This is a genomic window from Halococcus sediminicola (assembly GCF_000755245.1).
Taxonomy (GTDB): Archaea; Halobacteriota; Halobacteria; order Halobacteriales; family Halococcaceae; genus Halococcus; species Halococcus sediminicola.
The window spans coordinates 15,487-37,867 of record NZ_BBMP01000009.1 but is presented as its reverse complement, the minus strand read 5'-3'; the positions used below and the strand labels follow the sequence as shown (position 1 = coordinate 37,867).

General features: G+C 59.6%; 24 protein-coding genes and 1 pseudogene. 8 read left to right on the top strand and 17 right to left on the bottom strand.

The annotated features are described in order from the left end of the window. Positions 1-76 precede the first annotated feature (76 nt). The 3 genes from ACP97_RS06715 to ACP97_RS06705 are packed head-to-tail and all read right to left on the bottom strand — an operon-like array spanning position 77 to position 2,112. Positions 77-544 (bottom strand): low molecular weight phosphatase family protein, encoded by a 468-nt coding sequence (locus ACP97_RS06715; protein ID WP_049997067.1) that lies wholly within the window; start codon positions 542-544, stop codon positions 77-79. 13 nt (positions 545-557) lie between these two features. After that, the gene (gene arsB, locus ACP97_RS06710; protein WP_049997066.1) at positions 558-1,721 is read right to left on the bottom strand and encodes an ACR3 family arsenite efflux transporter; all 1,164 of its coding nucleotides are present in this window, start codon (positions 1,719-1,721) and stop codon (positions 558-560) included. Then, on the bottom strand, positions 1,714-2,112 hold the full coding sequence (locus ACP97_RS06705) for an ArsR/SmtB family transcription factor (protein ID WP_049997065.1): 399 nt from the start codon (positions 2,110-2,112) through the stop codon (positions 1,714-1,716). The genes arsB and ACP97_RS06705 overlap by 8 nt, the downstream gene beginning before the upstream one ends. A gap of 141 nt (positions 2,113-2,253) precedes the next feature. On the opposite strand from ACP97_RS06705, the gene ACP97_RS06700 reads away from it, so the two are divergent. Beyond that, positions 2,254-2,673: a RidA family protein gene (locus ACP97_RS06700; protein ID WP_049997064.1), complete on the top strand. Its 420-nt coding sequence runs from the start codon at positions 2,254-2,256 to the stop codon at positions 2,671-2,673. Positions 2,674-2,804: 131 nt separating this feature from the next. On the opposite strand, the gene ACP97_RS06695 is transcribed toward ACP97_RS06700, so the two are convergent. Further along, on the bottom strand, positions 2,805-3,764 hold the full coding sequence (locus tag ACP97_RS06695) for a permease (protein ID WP_049997063.1): 960 nt from the start codon (positions 3,762-3,764) through the stop codon (positions 2,805-2,807). Between the two features lies 1 nt (position 3,765). Continuing rightward, complete coding sequence (locus ACP97_RS06690; RefSeq protein ID WP_049997062.1) at positions 3,766-4,149, bottom strand: ArsR/SmtB family transcription factor; 384 nt, start codon at positions 4,147-4,149, stop codon at positions 3,766-3,768. A gap of 301 nt (positions 4,150-4,450) precedes the next feature. Here ACP97_RS06690 and ACP97_RS06685 point away from each other — a divergent pair. After that, positions 4,451-6,200, top strand: a pseudogene (locus ACP97_RS06685) (transposase). 299 nt (positions 6,201-6,499) lie between these two features. Here the strand turns inward: ACP97_RS06685 and ACP97_RS06680 are convergent. From ACP97_RS06680 to ACP97_RS06660, 5 genes are all read right to left on the bottom strand, one after another. Continuing rightward, positions 6,500-6,904 (bottom strand): helix-turn-helix domain-containing protein, encoded by a 405-nt coding sequence (locus ACP97_RS06680; protein WP_049997061.1) that lies wholly within the window; start codon positions 6,902-6,904, stop codon positions 6,500-6,502. A 343-nt stretch (positions 6,905-7,247) separates the two neighbouring features. Beyond that, a complete protein-coding gene (locus tag ACP97_RS06675; protein ID WP_049997102.1) occupies positions 7,248-7,910 on the bottom strand; it encodes a DUF2270 domain-containing protein in 663 nt (220 codons plus the stop codon). 325 nt (positions 7,911-8,235) lie between these two features. After that, positions 8,236-8,703: a DUF6691 family protein gene (locus tag ACP97_RS06670; protein ID WP_049997060.1), complete on the bottom strand. Its 468-nt coding sequence runs from the start codon at positions 8,701-8,703 to the stop codon at positions 8,236-8,238. Then, complete coding sequence (locus ACP97_RS06665) at positions 8,700-9,206, bottom strand: YeeE/YedE family protein (RefSeq protein WP_049997059.1); 507 nt, start codon at positions 9,204-9,206, stop codon at positions 8,700-8,702. Before ACP97_RS06665 ends, ACP97_RS06670 begins: the two co-directional genes overlap by 4 nt. After that, positions 9,207-10,394, bottom strand: coding sequence for an MBL fold metallo-hydrolase (locus tag ACP97_RS06660; protein WP_049997058.1), 1,188 nt, complete (start codon positions 10,392-10,394; stop codon positions 9,207-9,209). Between the two features lie 201 nt (positions 10,395-10,595). On the opposite strand from ACP97_RS06660, the gene ACP97_RS06655 reads away from it, so the two are divergent. Beyond that, entirely contained in the window at positions 10,596-10,853 is a 258-nt protein-coding gene (locus ACP97_RS06655; protein ID WP_049997057.1) for a sulfurtransferase TusA family protein, read from the top strand. Positions 10,854-10,914: 61 nt separating this feature from the next. Further along, positions 10,915-11,487 carry a DsrE/DsrF/DrsH-like family protein gene (locus ACP97_RS06650; RefSeq protein ID WP_049997056.1) on the top strand — a complete coding sequence of 191 codons (573 nt, stop codon included), beginning with the start codon at positions 10,915-10,917 and terminating at the stop codon, positions 11,485-11,487. A gap of 555 nt (positions 11,488-12,042) precedes the next feature. Here ACP97_RS06650 and ACP97_RS06640 read toward each other — a convergent pair. Genes ACP97_RS06640 through ACP97_RS06630 form a run of 3 tightly spaced genes read right to left on the bottom strand, consistent with a single transcriptional unit; the run spans position 12,043 to position 16,117 of the window. Continuing rightward, positions 12,043-13,254 carry a carboxypeptidase-like regulatory domain-containing protein gene (locus ACP97_RS06640; protein ID WP_049997054.1) on the bottom strand — a complete coding sequence of 404 codons (1,212 nt, stop codon included), beginning with the start codon at positions 13,252-13,254 and terminating at the stop codon, positions 12,043-12,045. A 2-nt stretch (positions 13,255-13,256) separates the two neighbouring features. Next, complete coding sequence (gene ccsA / locus ACP97_RS06635; protein WP_049997053.1) at positions 13,257-15,650, bottom strand: cytochrome c biogenesis protein CcsA; 2,394 nt, start codon at positions 15,648-15,650, stop codon at positions 13,257-13,259. Continuing rightward, a complete protein-coding gene (locus ACP97_RS06630) occupies positions 15,647-16,117 on the bottom strand; it encodes a thioredoxin family protein (RefSeq protein ID WP_202593573.1) in 471 nt (156 codons plus the stop codon). The genes ccsA and ACP97_RS06630 overlap by 4 nt, the downstream gene beginning before the upstream one ends. 169 nt (positions 16,118-16,286) lie before the next feature. Here ACP97_RS06630 and ACP97_RS06625 point away from each other — a divergent pair, with 169 nt between their 5' ends. The 4 genes from ACP97_RS06625 (at position 16,287) to ACP97_RS19020 (ending at position 19,332) form a co-directional block, all read left to right on the top strand. Then, the gene (locus tag ACP97_RS06625; RefSeq protein ID WP_079977576.1) at positions 16,287-17,744 is read left to right on the top strand and encodes a c-type cytochrome; all 1,458 of its coding nucleotides are present in this window, start codon (positions 16,287-16,289) and stop codon (positions 17,742-17,744) included. Continuing rightward, entirely contained in the window at positions 17,744-18,430 is a 687-nt protein-coding gene (locus ACP97_RS06620; protein ID WP_049997052.1) for a cytochrome c biogenesis CcdA family protein, read from the top strand. Before ACP97_RS06625 ends, ACP97_RS06620 begins: the two co-directional genes overlap by 1 nt. Positions 18,431-18,540: 110 nt before the next feature. Further along, positions 18,541-19,209: a cytochrome c biogenesis protein gene (locus tag ACP97_RS06615; protein ID WP_049997100.1), complete on the top strand. Its 669-nt coding sequence runs from the start codon at positions 18,541-18,543 to the stop codon at positions 19,207-19,209. A gap of 6 nt (positions 19,210-19,215) precedes the next feature. Then, a complete protein-coding gene (locus ACP97_RS19020; RefSeq protein ID WP_079977575.1) occupies positions 19,216-19,332 on the top strand; it encodes a CcmD family protein in 117 nt (38 codons plus the stop codon). On the opposite strand, the gene ACP97_RS06610 is transcribed toward ACP97_RS19020, so the two are convergent. The 4 genes from ACP97_RS06610 to ACP97_RS06595 all read right to left on the bottom strand — a co-directional run bounded on the left by ACP97_RS06610 (position 19,333) and on the right by ACP97_RS06595 (position 22,304). Then, positions 19,333-20,013, bottom strand: coding sequence for a heme exporter protein CcmB (locus ACP97_RS06610; protein ID WP_154019964.1), 681 nt, complete (start codon positions 20,011-20,013; stop codon positions 19,333-19,335). 6 nt (positions 20,014-20,019) lie between these two features. Next, complete coding sequence (locus tag ACP97_RS06605; protein WP_049997051.1) at positions 20,020-20,745, bottom strand: ABC transporter ATP-binding protein; 726 nt, start codon at positions 20,743-20,745, stop codon at positions 20,020-20,022. Next, the gene (locus ACP97_RS06600; RefSeq protein WP_237561117.1) at positions 20,742-21,176 is read right to left on the bottom strand and encodes a cytochrome c maturation protein CcmE domain-containing protein; all 435 of its coding nucleotides are present in this window, start codon (positions 21,174-21,176) and stop codon (positions 20,742-20,744) included. Before ACP97_RS06600 ends, ACP97_RS06605 begins: the two co-directional genes overlap by 4 nt. Positions 21,177-21,557: 381 nt before the next feature. Beyond that, entirely contained in the window at positions 21,558-22,304 is a 747-nt protein-coding gene (locus ACP97_RS06595) for an integral membrane transporter (RefSeq protein ID WP_237561116.1), read from the bottom strand. Positions 22,305-22,381 lie beyond the last annotated feature (77 nt).

Sequence of the window (22,381 nt, the reverse complement as noted above, 5' to 3'; positions counted from 1 at the left end):
AGCAACTGCCCAGTGGACAGCAGCAGGGTCCAAGCCGAGATGGTGAAAGTGCTCCCACCAGGGGTCGTTGGCCATCTCAGTTCGCGGTGGCGCTCAGTTGCGAGTCGTCGCTGAGTTCATCGAACAGATTCACTACACGCTGGTGAATGTCGTCTCGAATCGAACGTACCGTGTCGATGTCCTCACCATGCGGATCGGGGAGATCCCAGTCGCGGACGTCGACCGTAGCATCCGCTTTGTCAACGTCGAGCGTCGAACAGCCCATCGTCGCCACGTACCTACATGAATGGAGTTCCTCATTCGTGATTTTGCGAGGCGTCCGCTCCGAGAGATCAAACCCTTCTTCGCGCATGACTTCGATGATGCCCTCGTGAACGTGGTTCGCTGGGTGAGTCCCACCAGTGAGAATTTCCATGGAGTCGTCGAGGTTTCGGCGCTCGCGTTCGCGCTCGGCGAATGCGGTCGCCATCTGCGAGCGTCCAGCGTTCTGGACGCACATGAACGCGAGTCGAATCGGGTCGGCCGCATCAGTAGTGGTGGTCATTGGTGTAGTGGGATTAATCGTCAGGCGTCGCCTCGGACCGAGATGCGTTGAGATTGCCAGTCCTGGCTCCACTCCAGTCGAGCTTGCGCTGGAAATAGAGTGCAACGTTGACTAACGCGAGCAAGACGGGCACCTCGATGAGCGGGCCGACGACGGTCGTGAAGGCGACGCCGGAGCCGACACCGAACACGGCGACCGCGACCGCGATGGCCAGCTCGAAGTTGTTCGAGGCCGCTGTGAACCCAATTGCGGTCGTCGTCGAGTAGTCCGCACCGATTCCCTTGCCCATGCCGAAACTCACGAAGAACATTACCACGAAGTAGATCGTCAGCGGCACGGCGATCAACAGGACGTCGGCGGGTGCCGAGACGATGTTCTCGCCCTGCGTGGCGAACATCACGATGACCGTGAACAGCAACGCGACCAGCGTCAGCGGGTCGATTTTCGGGACGAACTTCTCGTCGTACCACTCCTCACTCTTGACGCGCGTGCCGACATAGCGAGTCAGAAAGCCGCCGACGAACGGAATCCCGAGGAAGACCACGATGGCCTCGAACACCTGCATCGGCGTGATATCGAAGGTGGTGATACCGGCAACGAGCGAGTCCATCCCTAGCAACGGCGGGAGGAACAACCCGAAAAACCAGACGTAGACGCCGTAGGTGACGATTTGGAAGAGGCTGTTGAACGCGACTAGCCCGGTGACGTATTCGGGCGATCCTTCGGCGAGTTCGTTCCAGACGAGCACCATCGCAATACACCGGGCCATCCCGATGAACACGAGCCCGAGGAAAAACTCCGGACGGGCTGGCAGGCCTGGGACGAGTCCGCTGAAGAATATCACCGCGAGCCCGAACATCAGTGTTGGCCCGATGAGCCAGTTTTGGATGAGACTCAGTCCGAGCACGCGCCAGTTGCTGAACACTGTCCGGAGCTGGGAGTAGTCGGCCTTCGCCAGGGGCGGGTACATCATCAGCACGAGTCCGATCTCCACGAGATAGAGGTCTTGAATCGGTTCGGTCACCGACGGAGCGAGATAGCCCAATCCTACGCCGACGGCCATCGCGCCGAAAATCCAGACGGTAAGATACTTATCGAGGAAGTCCATCGAGCGTGGGTCGCCACAGCTCTCACACTCGCAGTTCGGACCATGCTCGTGGGCGTCGATGCTACTCATCGCTCACGTTCCCTTCGAGGACGGTCACGAGGGTGATGGCACGGTTGGTAGCTTGGTACTTCTTCCAGCGTCCGTCCTTGCGCCCGGTAACGAGTCCCGTATCGACGAGCGCCGAGAGCGCGTGACTGAGCCCGCTTTCGCTCACGTCAACGACCGCTTGCAGCTCACAGACACAGAGCTCCTCGCCAGCGGCCACGAGCACGCGAACAAGCGTGTAGCGTGTCTCGTTGGCAAGTGCGGAAAGGACGTCGAGTTCGGCGTCCACCTGTGCTGGGCCGAGCGCCGCTTCGAGCGTGCCGAGTTCGTCGAGTCGCCGCTCGACATCCTCGTTCCGACACTCCCCGAGTTCGTCTTCGAGGTATCGCTGGAGTCGTTCGGTCGCTTGCGCCATGAAATCTGAATTGAATACGGAATCAATTAATCGTTTCGATAAGCAATGCGATCGATCACCTCTGTGCGCTGATTACGGCTCTATGCTGATTATCTGAATGCGAACGAAAGGATTTTACTTGAACGAAAACTAAACCGATGTGTGCAATCAGAGCAAGTCAGTAGATCGATTTCAGACCGAGCGAGCGAGACAAGTCGAAAGCAGCGCGATGGAACGGAGTTCATCGGCGGCTACGGAAAGAAGACCGGCGACTCGGACCTCTGTTTCATCGAGGGGCAGCTGCCCGAACACGAAGGGCGGGTCGAAAGCAACGAATCTCCCGCTCAGCAGCTCGAACTCGCCTTACAGAACCTCGAAACCCAACTGAACCAGCACGGACAGGGGATGGACGACGTGCTTCAGCTGACGCTCTATCTTGCCGATATGGACGCCTACGAGTCGGTCAACGAAACCTACGGGCGATACTTCGAGGAACCGTATCCAGCGCGCACGACCGTCGGAGCCTGCGAACTACTCGGTGGTGCCGCAGTCACCGTCGACGCGGTCGCCGCCCTCGAATAGCACCGAACAGACTGTTACGGATACGAAGCCGATCCCGGGCGCTCGTGACCTGGACCGTCAGGGCGGCGAATCGGTGTTTTCACGATATTGTCGGAAGTGAAGATGGATGTCTGACTGACCAACAGGGTAACTTAGACGATGAAAACATTGAATACGACACCAACGACGACACCGATTGCAACGACGGTGGTAGCGTAAACGACCAACAGCCGGCGCTTGAAGAGTTTGTTTAGGAGAATCACGTTCGGGATGCTGACACCAGCTCCGCCAACGACGAACGCGAGAACGGTTCCGATAGCGATCCCCTGTTCGCTGAGGGAGGCGGCGATGGGCAACATTCCACTGAGGCTGACGTAGACCGGCGCACCGGCGAGCGCAGCCAGCGGCACGGCTAGGGGGTTCTCAGACCCGAGGACGGTCTGGAGCACGTCGACTGGGACGACGCCGTGGATCAATGCCCCGATCACCATCCCGAAAACCAGATACGGAAGCGTATCGACGAAGAACGACCATGCATCACGCGCGGCACTCTCGACGTGCTGTCTGTGGGTCTGTTCGGTCTGCGTCGTTCCCCCAGCACAGCAGTCGACCGTTCCGCCATCCGCTGCGACGGTTTGATCGGTATCGTCAGTAATACTGACTTCTTTGACCTGTTCGACCAATCCCAGCCGCCCGATCACGAGTCCACCGACGACTGCCGCGACGAACGTCATGACGATGTACCAGACCGTCACCTCGATGCCGAACAGGCCGACGAGCAACAACACGGCGATCTCGTTGACGAGCGGCGAGGCCAGCAGAAACGAAAACGCGAGCCCGAGCGGCGCGCCTGCCTGCAATAATCCAGCCAGTACAGGCACAGTCGAACACGAACAGAACGGCGTCACCGCGCCCAGTCCGGCGGCAGCGACGTTCCCCGCACCCTCATCGTGCCCGCGAAGCTTTCGCTCGACTTTCTCCGGTGGGAGATACTCTTGTGCGAGGCCCACGAGGAACGACGCCCCGATGAACAGCGGGACGAGGAGGACCACGAGATGAACGAAGTAGTTCCACGAGTCGATGAGGCCGCTTTCGAGTCCCGCTGGAAGCATCTTAGGCGTCCTCTTGAATGGCGTGGGCGAGATCGAGTAGTTCGAGCGCCGCGGTATCGGCGATGCGGTAGTAGCTCCATTTGCCCTTCTTCCGCGATTTAACCAACCCTGCGTTCTTCAGCTTCCGGAGGTGCGTGGCGACCGTCGATTGCGGTGCATCGAGCACGATCTGCAATTCACAGCCACAGCACTCGGACTCGCGGAGCGTTTCGAGAACGCGGAGGCGGTCTTCGTTGGCGAGCGCCTTGAAGACGGCTTCTTGACCGGCAACATCTCGTTCGGGAGGGCGAGAGTCCCGCAGGGCGGCGATCCGTGCCTCCGGGTCGTCGTACAATCGGTCGAGCGCGCTGTAGGCTTCGTCGGGTGGTGAGTCTGTCTGAGACATATCGTACCTTTGCGTTTCGTATCTATTCGCAGCAGTTCTCCGATTCGGTTTCGGGCGAGTCCTGTGTGATTTCTCCAACAGTAGTCCCGCAGCAGTCGGATTCTGTGTCCTGTTCGTAGCGTGCTGTGAGACGATTCCAGATTCGACCGAGGGTGCTCTGTGACATCGCATCAAATCGTATTTTCACAATCTATATGAAGGTTGTGGTGGGCGATACAGTCGTTAAGTGTTGATAGACGGCGATCTCGATGGATTCGTCGCGGGTGTCACGACCATCGCGCAGTCACAGTGCGAGCATGCTATGGATTATGCCGACGTCGAGACGCTGATCTGTGACCTCCCGATCGACCATCTCACGCTCGCCGCGCATGATTCGCTCGCGCCGTACTCGGGACCGTATCCGATGGCGCTACTGGTGCGAGCATGCCTGCTCAAGGAGATCAACGGCTGTGACGAAACCGCCCTCCACGACCATCTCCGAGCGCATCCCTCGCTCCGTCAAAGCCTGGGATTCGAGACGCTCCCGAATCAATCGACGTTCTGGCGGGCATGGAACGAACGCTTCAGCGCGGAACTGCGCGACGTGGTACAGGAGTGTGCTAACGCGATTGTGAGGGCTGCACGCACCTGCGAAGTCTCGCTTCCTGACCGGATTGGAACGAATAATGCGGGCAAATCGAAAGCCGACGGGCGTCCGAAACACCAACTTGTCGCCGAGAAGACCGACGAGGTGTGGCAACAGGCCAAACCGTTCGTGACCGATGCCTTCGCGCTCGACCGTGGCCAGAACTGGCAGATTCACGAGAACGCTTTCTGGGAGCAACACGCCTACATGGGGATGCGCGAGGACATGTACGCTCGGAGCGGTCCGGCGTCGTTCTCGCTCGATACGACGCGCGAGCGCATCCCGACGGGATCGACCCACCGCTACCAGATCGGCAAGCTCTCTGTCGCGGAGATTCGGGAGATGCTCCGCAATACCACGCGAATGCTGATCGCCCGCGCCCGTCAGAACGGCGAACTCGATGGGTCAGTCATGGCGGCCATCGACGAAACCAAGGGATTCCCGTTTACTGGCGACGTGGAGGATCACGAAGGCAATATCCTCGGGCACAAGGACGGTAACGACTATTATCAGTGGGCAGTGCTCAAGATCGTCGGGATGGACGTCCCGCTCGTCCTCGATGCTCCCGCGCGTGCGCGGTCAGTCGAAGGACGAAATCGTCGAGAAGTTCCTGTCGCAGGCGACCGAGATGGTCGACATCGACCTCGTGATGATGGACCGCGAGTTCGACAGCGATCCAGTGAAGAATACCTGCGAAGAGCACGGTGTCCACTATTTGAACCCGACACGCATCTTCGCCACCAGCGACGAAGCAGACACCATCGCGTGGATGTACCGCAACGGCGAACGGTTCCATATCACCGAGGAGAAAGCCGACGATGGGACGCCCACCCGCAAGCAGGTCTATCTCCCAAAGCGATCGAATTCGGACGACGACGAGGATGAAGACGACGATCTCTCAGCAGTATGGACGGAGCTGTGCGGCGAGTGGGAGTTCGAGGACGTGGACGGCGAACCGAGCGAGGGGATGTCGTTCTCGCGGTTGCTCGCGGATATCCAGCGCGAAGAGGACGTCGAAGAGCGTAAGCAGAAAGCGCAGGAGGGAGACGTAGACACCGGCGAAACCGTGGTGTTCGAGACAAATCACCCCTATGTAACCGCTGATAACACCGACGATCAGCAAATGGACGGCAAGGCGTTCGTTCACATGATCGAGCGGTTAATCCGGTGGTATCGCCACCGTTGGGGCATTGAGAACGGCTTCAAGAAGCAGAAACACTTCATGGTGCGAACCACCTCGACTGAACACGACTATCGGTTCTTCAACTTCGCGTTCGCGTGCGTGCTCTACAATGTTTGGCGGCTGGTGGACCTCCTCGTGAAGATTGCCATCGACGGCGAGAACCACACGTACGCACCGCGAGTGGACGCAAACCAGTTCCTGACCGTAGCGAAGCAGTGGTACGGGATCGATCCGCCCGACTGAGGCTTGGCCGTCCCCTGTGACTGCCCGGTCGTGAGCGACAGCTCTATTGGACGCTCGTTTGTTTCACGTTTTGAGACACTGATCCTGAAATAGCGACCCGATTCTGCCCGCGGCTCATTTGCTACGTCAAGAAACCGGCTGCAACGAACATCCATTCCGTGCATTCAGCACCGACCTAGCCGACACCAGACATACACGAGAGTATTGTGCGTGTTGCGTAATAGTGCTTTGGTCCGTTTGGTACCGATAGCCCCGTGAAACAGTAAATGAGTGCCGTATTCGTCCTTGAACGGGAAAGATTACCCCTCAGCAGCCGCCGCTGGTTGGTCGTGGGTGTCGTATTTTGTTCGGAACTCGCCAATGAGTTGACCCATTTTCGCATACCAGTCGTTGAGCATTCGCTGCATATCGTCTGCGACGACATCGGGATCAGTCGGCGAGAAAACGTGGTAGTAGCCACCTTGCTCGTAGTTGACCTGTTCTTTCTGGACGAATCCTGCCTGCCGAAGCCGCTGGATCGATCGATATACGGTCGATCGTTCGCGGTCGACATCGTCGGCGATTTCATCGATAGTCATCGGCGCTTCGTCGCTAACGACGACTTCGAAACAGTCTCGGTCCAGATCGGTGAGACCGTGGAAGCATTTGAGGAGCCCCTCGCATTCCATGTCTGCGCGTAGGTAATCTGCCATTGAGTCGGGCATTGCTTAGGTATCCATAATTGGGGAGCGGATAAAGATGTTGTGCATATTCTGCACGATTGCGCACAATCGTCATGAAACGGGTTCCGCCGTCTCTGATGTACTTTTGGGATCACTCTAGAAATCGATATCTGTGAGGCGGGGTTCGCCGTTTGTCCTCAACATATGTCTGTGATATCGATCCTACCGCGATGGCGAAGATCAGGATGAAGTCCGCTTCAAACATCACACTAAGCGATACCTGGCAGTTCCCAGCGATTATTTTACAGCTGTGTCTCGGAATTTCTTCGTCGTGGAACTTGCTGTGGACCTACGTGCATCTCTGTCTCGCTATATGATGTTTCCCTCATTCGATATCGTCCCACGCACCGATTTCACTCCTCCGGAGTTCACCGGTCGCCTGCCAGACACGTGGACGAAATGTGATTCCGACAAGTGACAGGTAGAATATTGCAACGAGAGCGGTGATAAGCGTTCCTGGTAGTGCACCGATCGCGGCAGTCGTCGGCCACGTCCCGGCCCCATGAGTGAGGAGAATACGGACTAACCATGCCCCAAGTAGTACTGTGAACAGCGGAAGATACACTCTTCGAAGGCGGTGTGCTATCGCCTCTTCATAGGAGACTTTCACGTGAGGTTTACGATAGTCTCGAGAGAGGCGTGGGCGCCAGTCTGGGTCTTCAATACCCTGAGAGGGGTCAAGCGAGTACGCAAATACATTTCGCTGGAGCATCCGGACCCGCGACCGCCACATATCGTATCCCCGGTACCGACGGGCTTCGATGACGAGGAAAACCGTTACCATCACAACACCGACGAGGATGAGATAGTGGGGACGGTTTGCAGCAGAGAACGCATAGGTGAGGATAGCGGCGATGAGCGTCACTACCCAGTTTGAGGTTCGGTCAAGGCGCTCACGCCACAGTTTCATCCGGTGGATTTCGCCCCGATAGAGGTGCGCCATCGCCGATCCGGGTGCACTCGACTCCTCAAAGAACCCGCGTCCCATTGTCCGAGCCTCCTCGCTCCTGGCGTCAAACGACTCATCACAGTCGTATCCGTCTCTCTCGGAGTCAGGTTGATCGTTCTCGGCCGAATTCAGTTCAGGATTGCTCATAGCTGGGTCAAATTTGAATCGTACGAAGCTCTTTCTTGTCGTCGGGGTGTGTTCGGTTCTTCAGTTACCGTTTCTCGAGCATGCATGAGTGATAAGCTACAAGTACTACTCCATTGTGACAGTTGTTCGTCGTCAACGTATCGATCGCAGTCGTGTCGCTTGTGGTCCGTGTATCGCTCGGTGTTTGTTGTGGTCATCTGTGAATTGGTCGAGAGTCTCAGTCACTTGGTGTGGCCGTTCCAGTAGTGTTCTCTCGATAGGAACGCCAGTACCCCTGTGCATACGCACCGAGGAACATCCCGGCGATCCCGATCAAGATGGGGAAATTCCCGATGCCGAGGCTGGCATACGCCGAACCAGGACAAAGTCCCGAAATTCCCCACCCGACACCGAAGATCACTCCACCGAGGAGCACACTTCGGTCGAAGGTCTTCTCACGCTTGCCATACCGCTCGCCGGTGAGCGGTGCACGGCTGAGATACCGCGTTGCAACTGTGATAACTGTTCCAGTGACGGCCGCTGCACCGCCCATCACGAACACGAGTCCCCAGTCTTGTAGCTGGAGGAAATCCAGGACGATCTCAGGTTTGGCCATCCCGCTGTAGGCGAGTCCGAAGCCAAACAGCGCGCCACCGAGAACGATTAATGGCATGAACAGCGGGTTGCGGGAGTCGTTTGTGCTCATGGCGAAACTCCAAGCGCTTGCATTGAGAGTGCAACGCCGATTGCCGCCAGCATGAAGGTCGCGACATTTGCCAGGGAAGTCCCAGATAACGACGCGATGCCGTTGATGCCGTGCCCGGAGGTACAGCCCTTACCGAGTCGCGTGCCGATGCCGACGAGCACGCCGCCAGCGAGCAGCCGCCACGCTCCCACGTCTGTCGTCCAGCCTCCACCGCCGAGCGTGAGCGCATAGATGCTCGCACCGGCGACCATGCTCAGCGTGAAGACGATCCGCCAGTCACGGGTGGCGAGGTATTTCGCCCGGTTGAACCGGGGAATTTCCGAGAAATACGAGAGGGTAGATTCGAAGAACGTGCTCGCGCCGGGCGTGATGGCCGTCCCGAGGTAGATAGTCGACACTCCAAGCCCGATGAGTACGCCACCGACGGCGTACTGGCTGATGCCGCGCGGGAAGAGTCCGGTGGGGAGTTGGCCCAGTATCGTCAGTAGCTCCGGTCCAATCATCTAATCACTCGTTAGCGCGTCTTGGCTGGCCGCACAATTGTTCGGCCCTTGTTCGAGTTCGAAGGCTTTCTCGTCGCTCGTCTCGCGCTCACCGAGATTGGTGGCGATGATCTCCTCGTAATTCGACGGCCGTGGCGGCATGTCCGATTGGATGAACTCGATGAACTCCTCGCGGTCTAGGTCGAGCGCGTCCATTGATTCTTCGAGATTACCGAGCTGTGTGGTATAGGTTCCGTCGTCGGTTTCGGTGTTGTCGCTGAAATGTCCCGGTGCGACGACGGTGTCGTCGGGCAGTTCGAGAACCGTCTGCTGGAGAGTGTCGTAGAGCTCGCCCGCAGCCTCGGCTGCCCCCTCTGCACCCTCCTCCAAATCCGGTCGGGCGACGCTCTCGAGGAACAAGCCATCACCGGCGAACAGCACGTCCTCGACCAGATACGAAGTCATCCCCGAGGTGTGGCCGGGCGTATGAAGCACCTCAATGTGGGTTTCACCGACCGAGATGGAATCACCGTCTGCGACTGTTTCGTACTCAATGTCGTACTCGACGCCGCGGTCGACGACGGGCTGGGGAATGACGGCCGTCGCCTCGGTGTTTTCAGTGACGGTGCGAACGCCGCTGATGTGGTCGGCGTGGACGTGCGTGTCGAGCGCGTAGGTCAGATCTGCCCCGAGTGCGCGTGCATCCTGTGCGTAGGTGCCGACGAACGCTCGCAGCGGATCGATCACGGCGGCCTCGTCGCCGCTGACGACGAGGTAGGCGAGACAGCCGCTGGAGGGCCGTTGGTACTGAGCGATGGTCAGATTCTCCTGGGTATCGAGTTCGTGGTACTCGTAGAGTTCCGCCCAACCGTTCATGCCGCGCGCGAGGTGGCTCACATCATAATCGCGCTCTTTCAGGAGGCCGGCGACGTACTCGCTCGAATCGCCCTTCGCACAGAGCACCACTACCTCCCTGTCCTCGGGAATCCCCTCAAAGATTTCCTCGTCGACGTCGCCGAGAAGGAACTCGAAGTACGGTACGTTGTGGGTAGTGACCCTCTCACCGTCGATGTGCCACTCCTCGAACTCCTCGTTCGCGCGCGTGTCGAGCACGAACACGTCTTCGCCGTCGTCGATTCGTTCCTTCAGCTTAGCCGGTTCGATGGACTCTACGTCCACGTCTGGCTCGGGAAATTCCTGTTCACTCATCACTCGCCTATACCGGAGTGAGGCAAATAAGGGTTTCCATAGTATGGTGGAAGAAGAACAATAGTGAGTTTCCAAAATAGCACAGAGTCGCGAGAAAAGCCCAGAACAGGGCGGTTTCACTTACCACAGTGTATGTATTGATCAATATCCGCAACACTTTTAGGGCCTTGTATTGTATTGTGAATCAGAGGCAATACGAAAATGAGTACGGAACACGACGCTACGACGACGCTCGACGTACAGGGCGAGAACTGTCCGATGCCAGTCATCAAGACCAAAGACGCGACCGACGATCTCCAGCCCAAGGAGGTTCTCGAAGTGCTGGCGACCGACCCCGGCAGCATGAGCGACCTCAAAGGTTGGGCTGATACGACGGACGGCGTCGAGCTAGTCGACCAGATCGAAAGTCAGCAGGGTGGCGAGGACGTCTACAAACACTACGTTCGCAAGACCGAATGATGAGTGCGTTCACCTCCGGGAGTCTGAGCACGCAGCAGACGCGACGTGTGAGAGATAAACAATGAGTACGGAAACGAAATCGACCGGCAGCGAATCGATTGAGAACGCTGCGGCGCTCGAAGCGCGTATCGAGGAACTCGAAGACGAACTCGCAGCGGTCAAAAGCGAGGAGAACGGCCAGCAGATGGTCATCATCGCTACGAAGGGTAGTCTCGACATGGCCTATCCGCCGCTCATCCTAGCCTCGACGGCGGCGGCCTTCGGCTGGGACGTGACGGTGTTTCACACGTTCTGGGGTCTCGAAATCCTCCACGAGGAACACTCTCAGGAGCTGGGTCTGAGTTCGGTCGGCAACCCGAACATGCCCATCCCGAACGCCATCGCCGCGCTGCCGGGCATGGACCGAGCAACCGCGAAAATGATGGAACGACGCATCGCCGACAACGACGTCGCAAGCGTCGAGGAGCTCGTCGAGACCTCGCTCGAGAGTGGCGTCGAGATGCAGGCCTGTCAGATGACCATCGATCTGCTCGATTACGATCCGGACGATTTCTACGATGGTGTCGAAGTCGGTGTTGGCGCGGCGACGGCCTTTCAGCGGATGGCCGATGCCGATATTCAGCTTCTCGTCTGAATCGGCCACATGTCGGTTGTATTTTCGCGCAAGCATCCGAATCTTCGGTACAGCAGCGCAGCAACTCTGGATTGAGGCTCTCAAGAGCCCTGACGAAATACCAGTCAGCGCTTCGGTGTTGCTTGAAGAGTCTCGCCTACCACTAAGCCAGTAGAATTTCTCGGCGGAAACGTGTGTGGTAAATTGGACGATATCTGAGCGAGAACACTGAGTGATGTAGCCACTCCCCAAGATACACGGATCGGTCACGTGTACCTAGGTGCATAAATGGAATCCTCAAACGCAGACGCGCCGTCAGATGCGGATGTGGAGGCGGACACGGACTCGGAGCTTGGGTGGTCAATCCTCGGACTGGGTGGGGTAGTGAGCCTCTGCTGTATCGTAGCCCCGACAATGAGCGCTGCCACGGGAGTGACAGCTGCCAGCGGTGCGACGGCCGCTGTCGGCGGCGGTTTCGTCCAAATTCTCGTGGCAGCACTGACGGTCGGCGTGATCGGCGTCGGGGTTCAGCTCCGGAAAACTTGGTGCTCTAACCGATAGCACGCGATAACGAGATCAGAAAACCCGATAGGCAATCAGTCCGCCAACAACGACCATGGCCAAACCACCGAAGACCGGTACCGTTGGAAACGGCGTGAGCGAACTGCTCTCGGAGGGTGCCGACGCGTTCGCGTTAGCCGCGCTGGGCGTTCCGAGGTCCATATGCGGACCTTCCGCCCGCGCGCCGGAGAGATTCACACTGATAGTGTCATTGGCTCGGAGTGGTTCGTCGTTGGTGAGAAGTGAAATCGAGGCATTGCCAACTCGGAGATTTTCCGAATGCCCAACTGCCGAGACATTGTAGTCCTGCATGACGACTGCCAGCCGTGTCGTGTTCCGCTGGAGGGTCTTCTCGAAGCTCCTATTCCGGAGGTCGTAGGCCACGCCAGCCTGCGTGGTGCCGTTTGCCGGCACCGTGAGGTTGAGCCGAACGCTCCCTTCCGCTCGTCGGTACTGAGCAGTCTCGCCGTCAACCATCCCCGAGTATGGCTGGGCATCGGCCGGCACGTTGATCGAGACGGTGCCGACGAACGGACGTTCGCCCATGTTTCGCAGCGAAATCGTCTCAACGATGCTCGGCACGCCCGATTCGTTTTGCGGCGCGAGCACCTGCAGGACGTGGCCAGCGGGGCTGCGGTTCGCAACAGAGAGGACAGAGATATCGTCGGTCGGCGCGGGTGTCGTCACGGTCACGTTCCGCTCGCCAACAGTCGTGTTCACGGTCTCCTGATACGGAACTCCATCGGCCGAGACCCGAAGCTGATAGCTCTCGTTCGATTCGACCGGGTCGAATACGAAGCGCCCGTTGTCGCCCGTCAGCGCGCGGTCGACCGCAAAGCCGCTCTCGTCGACCAGCTCGACAGTCGTGTTCGCCCGTCCCTCACCGTTGTCATCGATGACTCGGCCCGTGATGGACGAGTTGAGCGCAATGGTCGTCGAGTTGTCCTCCCGAAGCACTGCATAGTGGGTCGCGCCACCGCGCGCCACGCGGACGACGTGGACCGGCGCGTCGGGCACTTCAGCCTCGAAGGACGATCCCGAGACGCTCGTCCGCACGGGGTCGCCGACGGCGGTAAAGTTCTCCGAGACGGCGGCAATGGTCACATTCGCGCCGTCGGTGGAGCCGTTGTCAGTCGTGACGGTACCTGAAATTTCTGCTGCTGCGGCGGTGGTGGGGACGAGAACAAGACAGGCGAGCAGGATGGCGAGCGTGAGTCGTGTATTCATTGTTAATCTGCAGCCTCCGTATCGGCGGTTGACTGTGAATGTGCAGCACTCGTTCGTTGGGCGAGTCCGTGACGCGGGTCGAAGATGAAGACAAGCCCCATTCCCAACAATAGAAGGACGAGACTGACTCGCAGGAGCGTCATCATCGGCACCCGTTTGATGGTGATGGATGCCGTGCCGTCGCTGACGCCGGCTATCACGTAGGTGTCGCTGACGAGACCGCGATCGATGAGCACGTCGCGGACCTGCAATCCCCCTTGCCGGACGTACTCGCGCTGGCCGACGACGCCACTAGTGAGCAGGTCGCCGTCCTCGTAGACCGCGACCGCTGCACCGCGAGCGATGACGCGGGTCGGCTCGACGCTCTCGGGTGGGTCAGCCGCCGGGCCGATGGTCTGGGGACCGGTGAGCAACACGGCGTCAGTCTGGGGGACGAATTCCCAGAGCAACTGCCCGCGCGCCGCGATGGACTGGCCGGGCTGGAGCGAGACGTTCGTCCCGTTTCGGTCGACGAGTCCGACCCAAATGGGCGAGCCGTCGAGCTGGGCGACCGTCGCCTGTGGACCGTTCCGGACAGCCGTCACGTTGCCGTACAGCGTCTGTACTGAGCCGTTGAGCGTGTCGCCGCGGGCGGTGACCTGCTCGGCGGTGAGCGCGTAGTCCGAGAGGTCGGGGTCCCGGGGGAACTCGTTAGTCGTGTTGTTGAGTACGCGAATCGAATACTCCGAGCCGGGGACCTGCTGGGCTGAGGAATCGATGTTCCCCTGTCCGGTGGCCGCCATCACCGATGCCTGTCCACCGAACAGATACATGAAGGGCAGCGAGAGCACGAGTAGCGCTGCTGCGACGTGTATCAGCATGATGCCCAATTCCTTCAACTTCGCGTTCCGGGTGACGGCCGCCGGGATGCGGACGAGACCGCGCTTGAGCATGGCGAGAATCACGTAGGCGACCGGCGGCAGCGCCGAAAGCACGCTCGCGCTCCCGATGATTCGATAGACGAACGCATCGGTCGGGCGCGGACTCGATAGTTGCCACGTTGCGGAGGGGGCGATGAAAGTGGCGAGCAATGTCGCAGCCGCAAAGACGCCAAGTCCAACGAGGCTCCGGCGGCGGCCCTCGACGTCGAAGTCCATGTAGAAGCCTAACAGGAGAAGGACGGAGAGCACGAGCGGGTAGCTCCAGAGGTTGTAGTAGCGTGGCTCGACGGCGACTTCGAGACCGGTGATGGCGTTTCTGAGGACGGGGAAGGAGAGTCCCCACAGCGAGACGAACGTGAGCAGGCCGAACAGCAAGACGGCGAGGTGGAGCAGGTTCGAGCGCGTGAGGAGCTTTCCATCGGTGAGTCCGGCGTCATCGTTCTTCCAGGCCCAGTAGCCGAGCGGGAGGCCTACACCCAAAACAGCTGTCACAGCCATCAACAGGAGGAAGGCGATGCCGATGCCGCCATCGGCAAAGGAGTGGACGCTGCGGAAGACGCCACTACGGACGATGGTGGTGGTGTAGATGGCCAGCGCGAACACTGTCGCGGTCATCGCGGGCGCGAGGATGGTGTAGCGCTTGCCAGGGCGATAGTTGGTGACGGCGTGAAGCGTTCCTGTGAGAAACAGCCACGGAATTAGGATGGCCGTCTCGACGGGGTCCCACGCCCAAATGCCGCCCCAGCCGAGCACCGTGTACGACCAGAATCCGCCGAGGGCGACCGCCCCGGTGAGAAAGAGCCAGCCGAGTCGGAGCCAACGGGTGAGCGTGCCCTGCCACGCCGCGAACAGTCCTCCATCGCCGCGGAGGACGGAGACGAAGTGGGCCGCCCCGATAGCAAATGGCATCGTGAGTAGCGCGTAGGCGGTGAACATCACTGGCGGGTGGATGGCCATGTACGGATCAACCAACAGCGCGTTGAGGCCCTGCCCGCTCGCGGGAACGAATCCGGGTGGTGCGTTCGGGAACTCGCCGCGGGCGGGTGCAAAGGGGCTGTCGGACAGGAGCATCGCGGTGAAGTAGGCTACGACGCCGGTCGTGAGCGCATACACTAATCGGGTGTGACGGTCGGGGACGCCCCGAGCGGCGATGGCAACGAGTGCGACGATGGCGACGATGGTCGCCCATAGCAGCACCGACCCTTTGTTGGCGGCGTAGACGCCGGTGATGCGATAGAGAATGGGGAGATAGTCGGCGGTGTTCTGCCAGACGTAGGCGTTCGAGTAGTCGGTGACGACGAACTGGTAGGTGAGTTGGACGAGCGCGCTCACCAATAGCGTGGCACCGATACCGACCAGCGGTGTGGTGTAGCCGAGGTAGTGTTCGTCGTCGGCGAGATACGCCCGCGAGAGGATGAGGGTGCTACTGGTGAGCGCGAGAAAAGCAAGGGCGAGCAGAGCCGTGCCGAGATTCATGTGCTCTCAGTCCCGTTGGCACGCTTGTTTGCCGTTTCGAGGTAGCTGAGGAAGTCCTCACGATCGGCATAGCCTGTGATACGTACGAGCTCCTCTCCATCCGGGGTGATGATGACGTGCTGGGGCGGGAAGTTGACGTTGTATTGTTGCTGAAGCGACGAATCGCCGTCGAGATTTACTGCTACTTTCACGAAGTCATCGAGTCGATTTTGCACCGTTTCGTTTGGATATACGTTCTCGTTGTAGTCCTCGCAGTAGGTACACCACGTCGTCCAGAAATAGAGGACGATGGGGGTATGTTGTTCGTTTGCGAGTTCCTTCGCCTCGGAAAAGTCAGTCCGCCATGCGGTATCGCCGTGGTAGGAGAAGTTCTCGTCACTCAGCACGGGTGCAGCGTTCATCGATAGATAGCCAATGCTCAGCAGAAGCGCGATGAAGACCAACGTCAGTAGCTTCCGTGGACGCATCGATTATTGGTCGGGTTTGGTATCGACCGACAAAACGTGTGCGCTTTGTGTTGTTGAGAAATGAGGAAAGTGCACACATTTATTAAAATGGGGTCCGAACGGCGGATATCAGCCCCTGATAGTAGGATACAAGTCATGGAATACGATCGAACACTACTGAGGCAAAGAGATGAGTAACGGTGATTCGACCCTTTTGCTCAAGCCGACGCTATTGGCAGTCGGAGCGATAATCGGCGCACTGGTCATCGCCTTCGCGGCCAACGGTCTGCTGGCATTCCTCGGTGGCGGTGGCATTGGAAGTGCTGAGAGCGGTGGTGGAGACATCACGGAACTCCCCGGCAACTGGAGCGGCGAGAAGTGGTATAGTAAAGATCTGCGCGACCAGGGGATGCGGTACAAAAACGAGACAGCGGGCGACGAGATCCAGTTCGTCCCGAAACAGATGAATAACTCGACGCTTCCAGAAGACGAAAACCGGCGAGAACTTGTCAAACGGGGGCGCGAGCTGTTCGCCAACACCTCCGCGGAGGCACCCGAACACGTCGGCAACGACCTCTCGTGTGCAAACTGTCACGGCGGCGGCGACCTACCGACGGTCAGTGGGATGGTCGGCCAAGATATCGATATGATACCGCTGGTCGGGACCGCCGCGGGCTACCCCGAGTGGACGGGCCGAACCGAGCGGATGCGCGACATGCGCCAGCGCATCCAGGGCTGCTTCCTCCGGAGCATGAACGCCCCGAACTCATCTGAGGGTGTTCCGGCATACGACAGCCGTGAGATTCAGGCGATGGAGTCGTATCTCGTCTGGCTCAACAAAGGAACGCCGAGCGGTCGTGTTCCGTACTGGCGACACATCGAAAAGCCCGAGGGCGAAAGCGAGACGAACGTCTCGAAAGTCAACCCCGTCCGCGGAGCGGACCTCTACCTCCAGAACTGTGCATCATGCCACGGTGCCGATGGACAGGGCGAGGAGGGACAGTATCCACCGCTGTGGGGTCCCGAATCCTACAACGATGGGGCAGGGATGGGACGGCTGTACACCTCCGCCGGCTTCATCCGTGAAGCCATGCCCTACGGCTCACCACACACGTTCACCGACTGGCAGGACGTTCAAGATGTGGCCGGCTTCGTCAACGCGCATGAGCGCCCGCACCTGCCACGCCAGCCAAAAGACTGGAAGGCCAGCGGATCGCCGGACGAGGGCATCTACTACAACCGGACCCAGCAGCGACTCGGCTACGACATGAACCCGATGACGAAGAAGCTCATGCTCGCGGATATCCCCATCGGCTCCGAGCCGCTCAACCAGAGCGACATTCCGAACAACGTCAAGCGCTACGATAAGCCGCTCCGGAACGAATCGGCCAACGGCTCGTGGCAGACGACGTGGATTCTGCCCACCGGGAACACAACAGCGAACATGACCGCCAATGCCACGAATGCATCGGCCACCGCAAACGCATCGACAACTGGTACAGCCAACACGACGATGGACGGCAACGCTTCGTCAAACGCCACGGCAGCGATTCGAGACACGATGGCGTCCGCGATGAACGGCGACGGTGCCGAGCGCGAATCTCGCGGACAGGTAGCGAGCGAGACACGGCGAGCGACGGCCACGTGATGGACGATCCGACGGTCGCTGCGGTGTTTCTCGCTGGCGTGCTGACGATTTTGACGCCGTGCTGTCTGCCGATGATTCCTGTCCTCGTGGTCGGCGCGAACGGCCACTCATTGCGTCCGGTCGCCATCGTAACGGGAAGTACAATAACGTTCACCGCCCTCGGCGTGCTCACCGGCCTGATGGGGTCGGTAACACCCGATACCATCCGCGCGCCGTTTGCGGTCGGGATGCTCGTCTTCGGCGTCGTGATGGCCGACGACGACGTGAACGAACTCTACTCGAAATACAGCTCCCGGCTCACCGGACGGGCGACGGCCATCAGCGGGCGTATCGACGAGCAGCGCCACCCGGTCGGCAACGGTCTGCTCGTGGGCGTTTTCCTCGGAGCCATCTGGCTGCCGTGTGTGGGACCCATCCTCGGCGGCGTGCTCGCCTACGTAGGTGCGATGGCGACCGTCGGGCAGGGGGCGATGCTACTGTTCGTCTACGGCGTCGGGTTCTCGATACCGCTGTTGATCGTCGCGTACGTCGGACAGGGGAGCATACGGCGGTTGCTCGACGTGACTACGGGAGCCTCCGGTGAACGCTTTCGGACGATAACGGGCTATGCGTTCGTGCTGTTGGGGGTGGCGATCCTCTTCGATATCGACAGACTCGCGCTCGCATCGGTCGTCGAATGGGTGTGATCATGGATACGAACCAATCGGATTCGAAAGGCAGGGAAGAGCGGGGACGAACGAGCAACCGGCGGTTCAGCTATGTCGTGGCGCGCGTCGTGAGCGTACTCCACCGCGTGATGGACAGCCGCCTCGTCAAGTGGGGGACGCTCGGCTTCGGCATTGCATCGATGCTGCTGGTGTTCGGTGTCGCCTCAGAGACGATGTATGGCGTCGAGAACAGCGGAAACCTACTCGCGTACTGGCACATCGCGCTGGCGTGGATTGCCTCGGTCGCGCTCGCCACGACGTTCGTTGGGAGTGCGCTCTTTTTGCGCTATCGGGGTCGTTTCTGGAGTCGCCTCGCCCACAGCGCCGGCGAACTCGGCTTCCTCCTCGCAACGCTCACGCTGATCTTTGGCAGCGCGTGGGGGAAGGTCATCTGGAACTCGTGGTGGGAGTGGACCGACGTGCGCCTCGTCACCTTTCTGGTGGTCTGGTTCATTTACGCCGGCTATCTCGTCGTGTATTCGGTGGTCGACCGCGAGGGCGACGAGCGGTACGCGGCAGTCTATGGGGTCGTCGGTTTCGTGACGGTGCCCATTTCCTACGCTTCGACCAGACTCTGGACGCCTACCTTCCACGAGACGACGCTCGGTAATCCGACTGTCAGCGCAAACATCGATCCTCTGACGCTAGTCGTCTCACTCGTTGCGGCCACCCTCCTCTACATCTATCTGCTCGGCCTGCGAATTCACCTCCACGAACTCGAAGACAAGGTACTTGTCCGCAACGCGACGAGGCGGTGACAACGGATGGAACCACTGCTGCTTGCGGGATATACCGCACTGTTCGTCGCCTTTTTCGGCTACGTGCTCTACTTGCAGCGGCGCATCACCCGTCTCGAACGCCGGCTCGAAGACACCCGATAATCATTCTTCGACGACGAACTCGAAGGTCGCAAGCCCCGCGAGAAAGAGGATGCCGGCGTAGGCGGCCAGCACCCGGAGCCATCCCCCTGTCGGTGCGCCGCTTGCGAGCGCGGCGGTGAGTTCAACGCCCGAGAGCAGCACTGGAACAACCAGCGGAACGAGCAGGATGGGAATAGCAAGTTGGCCGAGACCAGAGCGCACGGTCAGCGTCGCGACCACGACGCCAACGGCCGAAAAACCGAACGCCGCTACCGCGAGCACTCCGATAAGTGGGAGCAGCATCTCTGCGGCAATCGGATAGCCGAGCAGGACGACTGCCGCACCGAGGGTGACGAGATCGACGGCGAGAACGAACATGGTGGTGCTCAGCACCTTCCCGATATAGACCGCCGAGCGGTCGACGGGCGCAAGCAGAAGTCCGGTGAGCGCGTCGTTTTCGTCCTCGATGGCCATTGTCTCGCTTACGCCGACGGTGCCAGCGAAGACAAAGGCGATCCAAAGCGCACCGCGCCCAACAATACGTGGGTCTGCAAATGTCTTGACGAAGCTAAAGGCGAACGTGAGCACGACCAACAGGCCGAACACCGTTGCAGTCGTCGTCAACTGTCTCGTCCGGAGTTCGGCAACGATGTCCTTACGAATGACATGATAGGTTGCCGCGAGAAATCCTTTCACAGCCATCTACAATCAGGATCTCGCCTCGGTGAGATCGATGGCCTGTTCGTAAGTGCGTTCGAACGCCGTACTCGACAGCGAGTCGGTGGCAAGGTCGGCTTCGAGACGTCCGTCGGCAATGATGAGCGCGCGGGTACAGCGCTCGAACCCCCTGTCGAGGTCGTGGGTTGCAAGCACTACGGTTCTGTCGGCGAACCCGTTGAGGATGTCCGAGAGAGTCTCGATCGAGCGCCGGTCGAGACCCGCGTATGGCTCATCGAGCAGCAGGATGTCGGGGTCATGAATTAATGCGCGAGCGAGCGATAGCCGCTTGCGAAGCCCGTGTGAGAACTCATCAGGCCGATGGCTCGCGCGGTGGGAAAGCCCAACGGTGTCAAGAACTGTTTCACAGCGTTCAGCCACGGTCTCGACGCCGTGGAGCCGAGCGTGAAATCGGAGGTTCTCGCGGGCGGTAAGTGCATCATAGAGCATTGAATCGTGGGTGAGCACGCCGACGCTACCGTGTGAGTCGGTCGTGCGCTCGACACCATTGAGGAACACCCGTCCGCGCGTCGGTTCGACAATGCCCGCGAGCATCCGGAGAAGAGTGGTCTTTCCTGCACCGTTAGGACCGAACAGTCCGACGGTACTGGCTCGATCGATAGTGAAGGAGACATCGTCGACCGCTCTGAAGTAGCCATAAGACTTTTCGAGCTGGTCGGCCCGGAGTGGCGGTGTCGTGGAGCCGTTGTCGTTCATTCGGTACTTGCTGGCCGTTCGGAGCCTTCATGGGCACGTACTGACAGTTGGCTCGCCTCAAGTCGTCCATCCTCGTACAGTCCCTTCGCCACGACGATGCGGCCCTCCTGCATCGTGTCGGGAAGCGTCCCCTCGTGGGTGACAGGCACAGATTGGTTGTCTTCGGTTACGTTGAACGTGGTTCGTTGCCCAGTCGTTTCGAGGTCAGCCACTCTGCCTTCGAGGTTGACCCACTCGCCGCTGTGCTCGGCCGAAACGTTCGTCGGCGTGACGAATTCTGTCGATGCAGAGATGGTAGTCGCTCCGAGAACCCCCAGCAGAACGAGAATACCCACGACCGTCACGAGGAGTTTTGCCTTCCGACGCACTGAGAGCGATTGGTAGACGATACCCATTACTGTGTCGGTCAGGTCTTGAAACGGTCGCTGCAACCGCTTACTGTGCCGAGGTCAGTGATTAGTGGACGTCAAGACCAATATTTCCTCAATCAGCACAACCAAAGATACATTCTGCAACCGCGCAAACTGGTAGGAAATGGATCATTCGGACGTGGACGATATATCAAGTGACGATTCTGGGCCACGGTGGTCGCTCCTCGGACTGGCGGGTGTCGGCAGTCTCTGCTGTATCGTGGCTCCCACCGTAAGCGTCGCCAGTGGGGTGACGGCTGCTAGCGGGGCGATAGCGGCCGTCGGCGGCGGTCTTGTTCAGATACTGGTGTCAGCACTAACAGTTGGAGCGATAGGTCTTGTAGTCCGGTACCGGATGGACCGCTCCTGTGAGCGGTGATGATCTCGTCGGTTCGTGCTGAACTATCCAATGATTTCACCGGCAGATAGATGGCCGAGAGAGCGGAGCGTGTACCACGTCACGTACAGTCCGATGAGCACGAACGCAGCACTGCAAACCGATCGGACCGGGGCGGCGTAGCGCCCGAGCGAGAGCGATCCCTCAGTGAGGCTCGCGACAACACTCAGACCGATCATCAGCGTGCCCACCCCGGCAGCGAAGGCGGCGAAGACCGCCAGTCCCGAGAGGAAACTCCCCGTAAAAAACGACGAGAGCACGACGCCGAGGAACACCGGGAGGTTGCAGACGAGACTTCCGACACCGTAGAGCAGGCCGAAGGTGAAGAACTCCGAGTCGGATATCTTGCCGCGCTCGGGGAGTTCGATGGCCTGCAACGGCGAGATACCCCGATAGTAGGCGATGCCGAGGGCGACAAACAACGGGCCGACGAGCAGCTGGAGCGACGTGAGATACGGGCGTACCCACTGGCCGACGACGAGCACGATCCCGCCGACGAGCACGTACAGCAAGACGATGCCGAGGGTGGCGATTCCGCCGATGCGGAGCCCACGGATCGCGCCGTGGCGACCGGTCGCGGCGACCGACAGTCCCGTGCCGAGGAACACAGCCGCTACCGGCGGGAGATAGCTCCCGGTACCGAGTTTCGCCAGCGGGACGACGATCTCGTACCATAGCTCTCCCAGCGCGGAAACCCACGAGTTTACTCGTGGGAGGAGCGCGTACACCGCCACATTCAGTTGATTCGGCATGTCTACCAGATGACTCCCCCACCAAAGCCATTACGTTACTCACGATATAATATGATGTGTGGAGATTCAGCGCACTA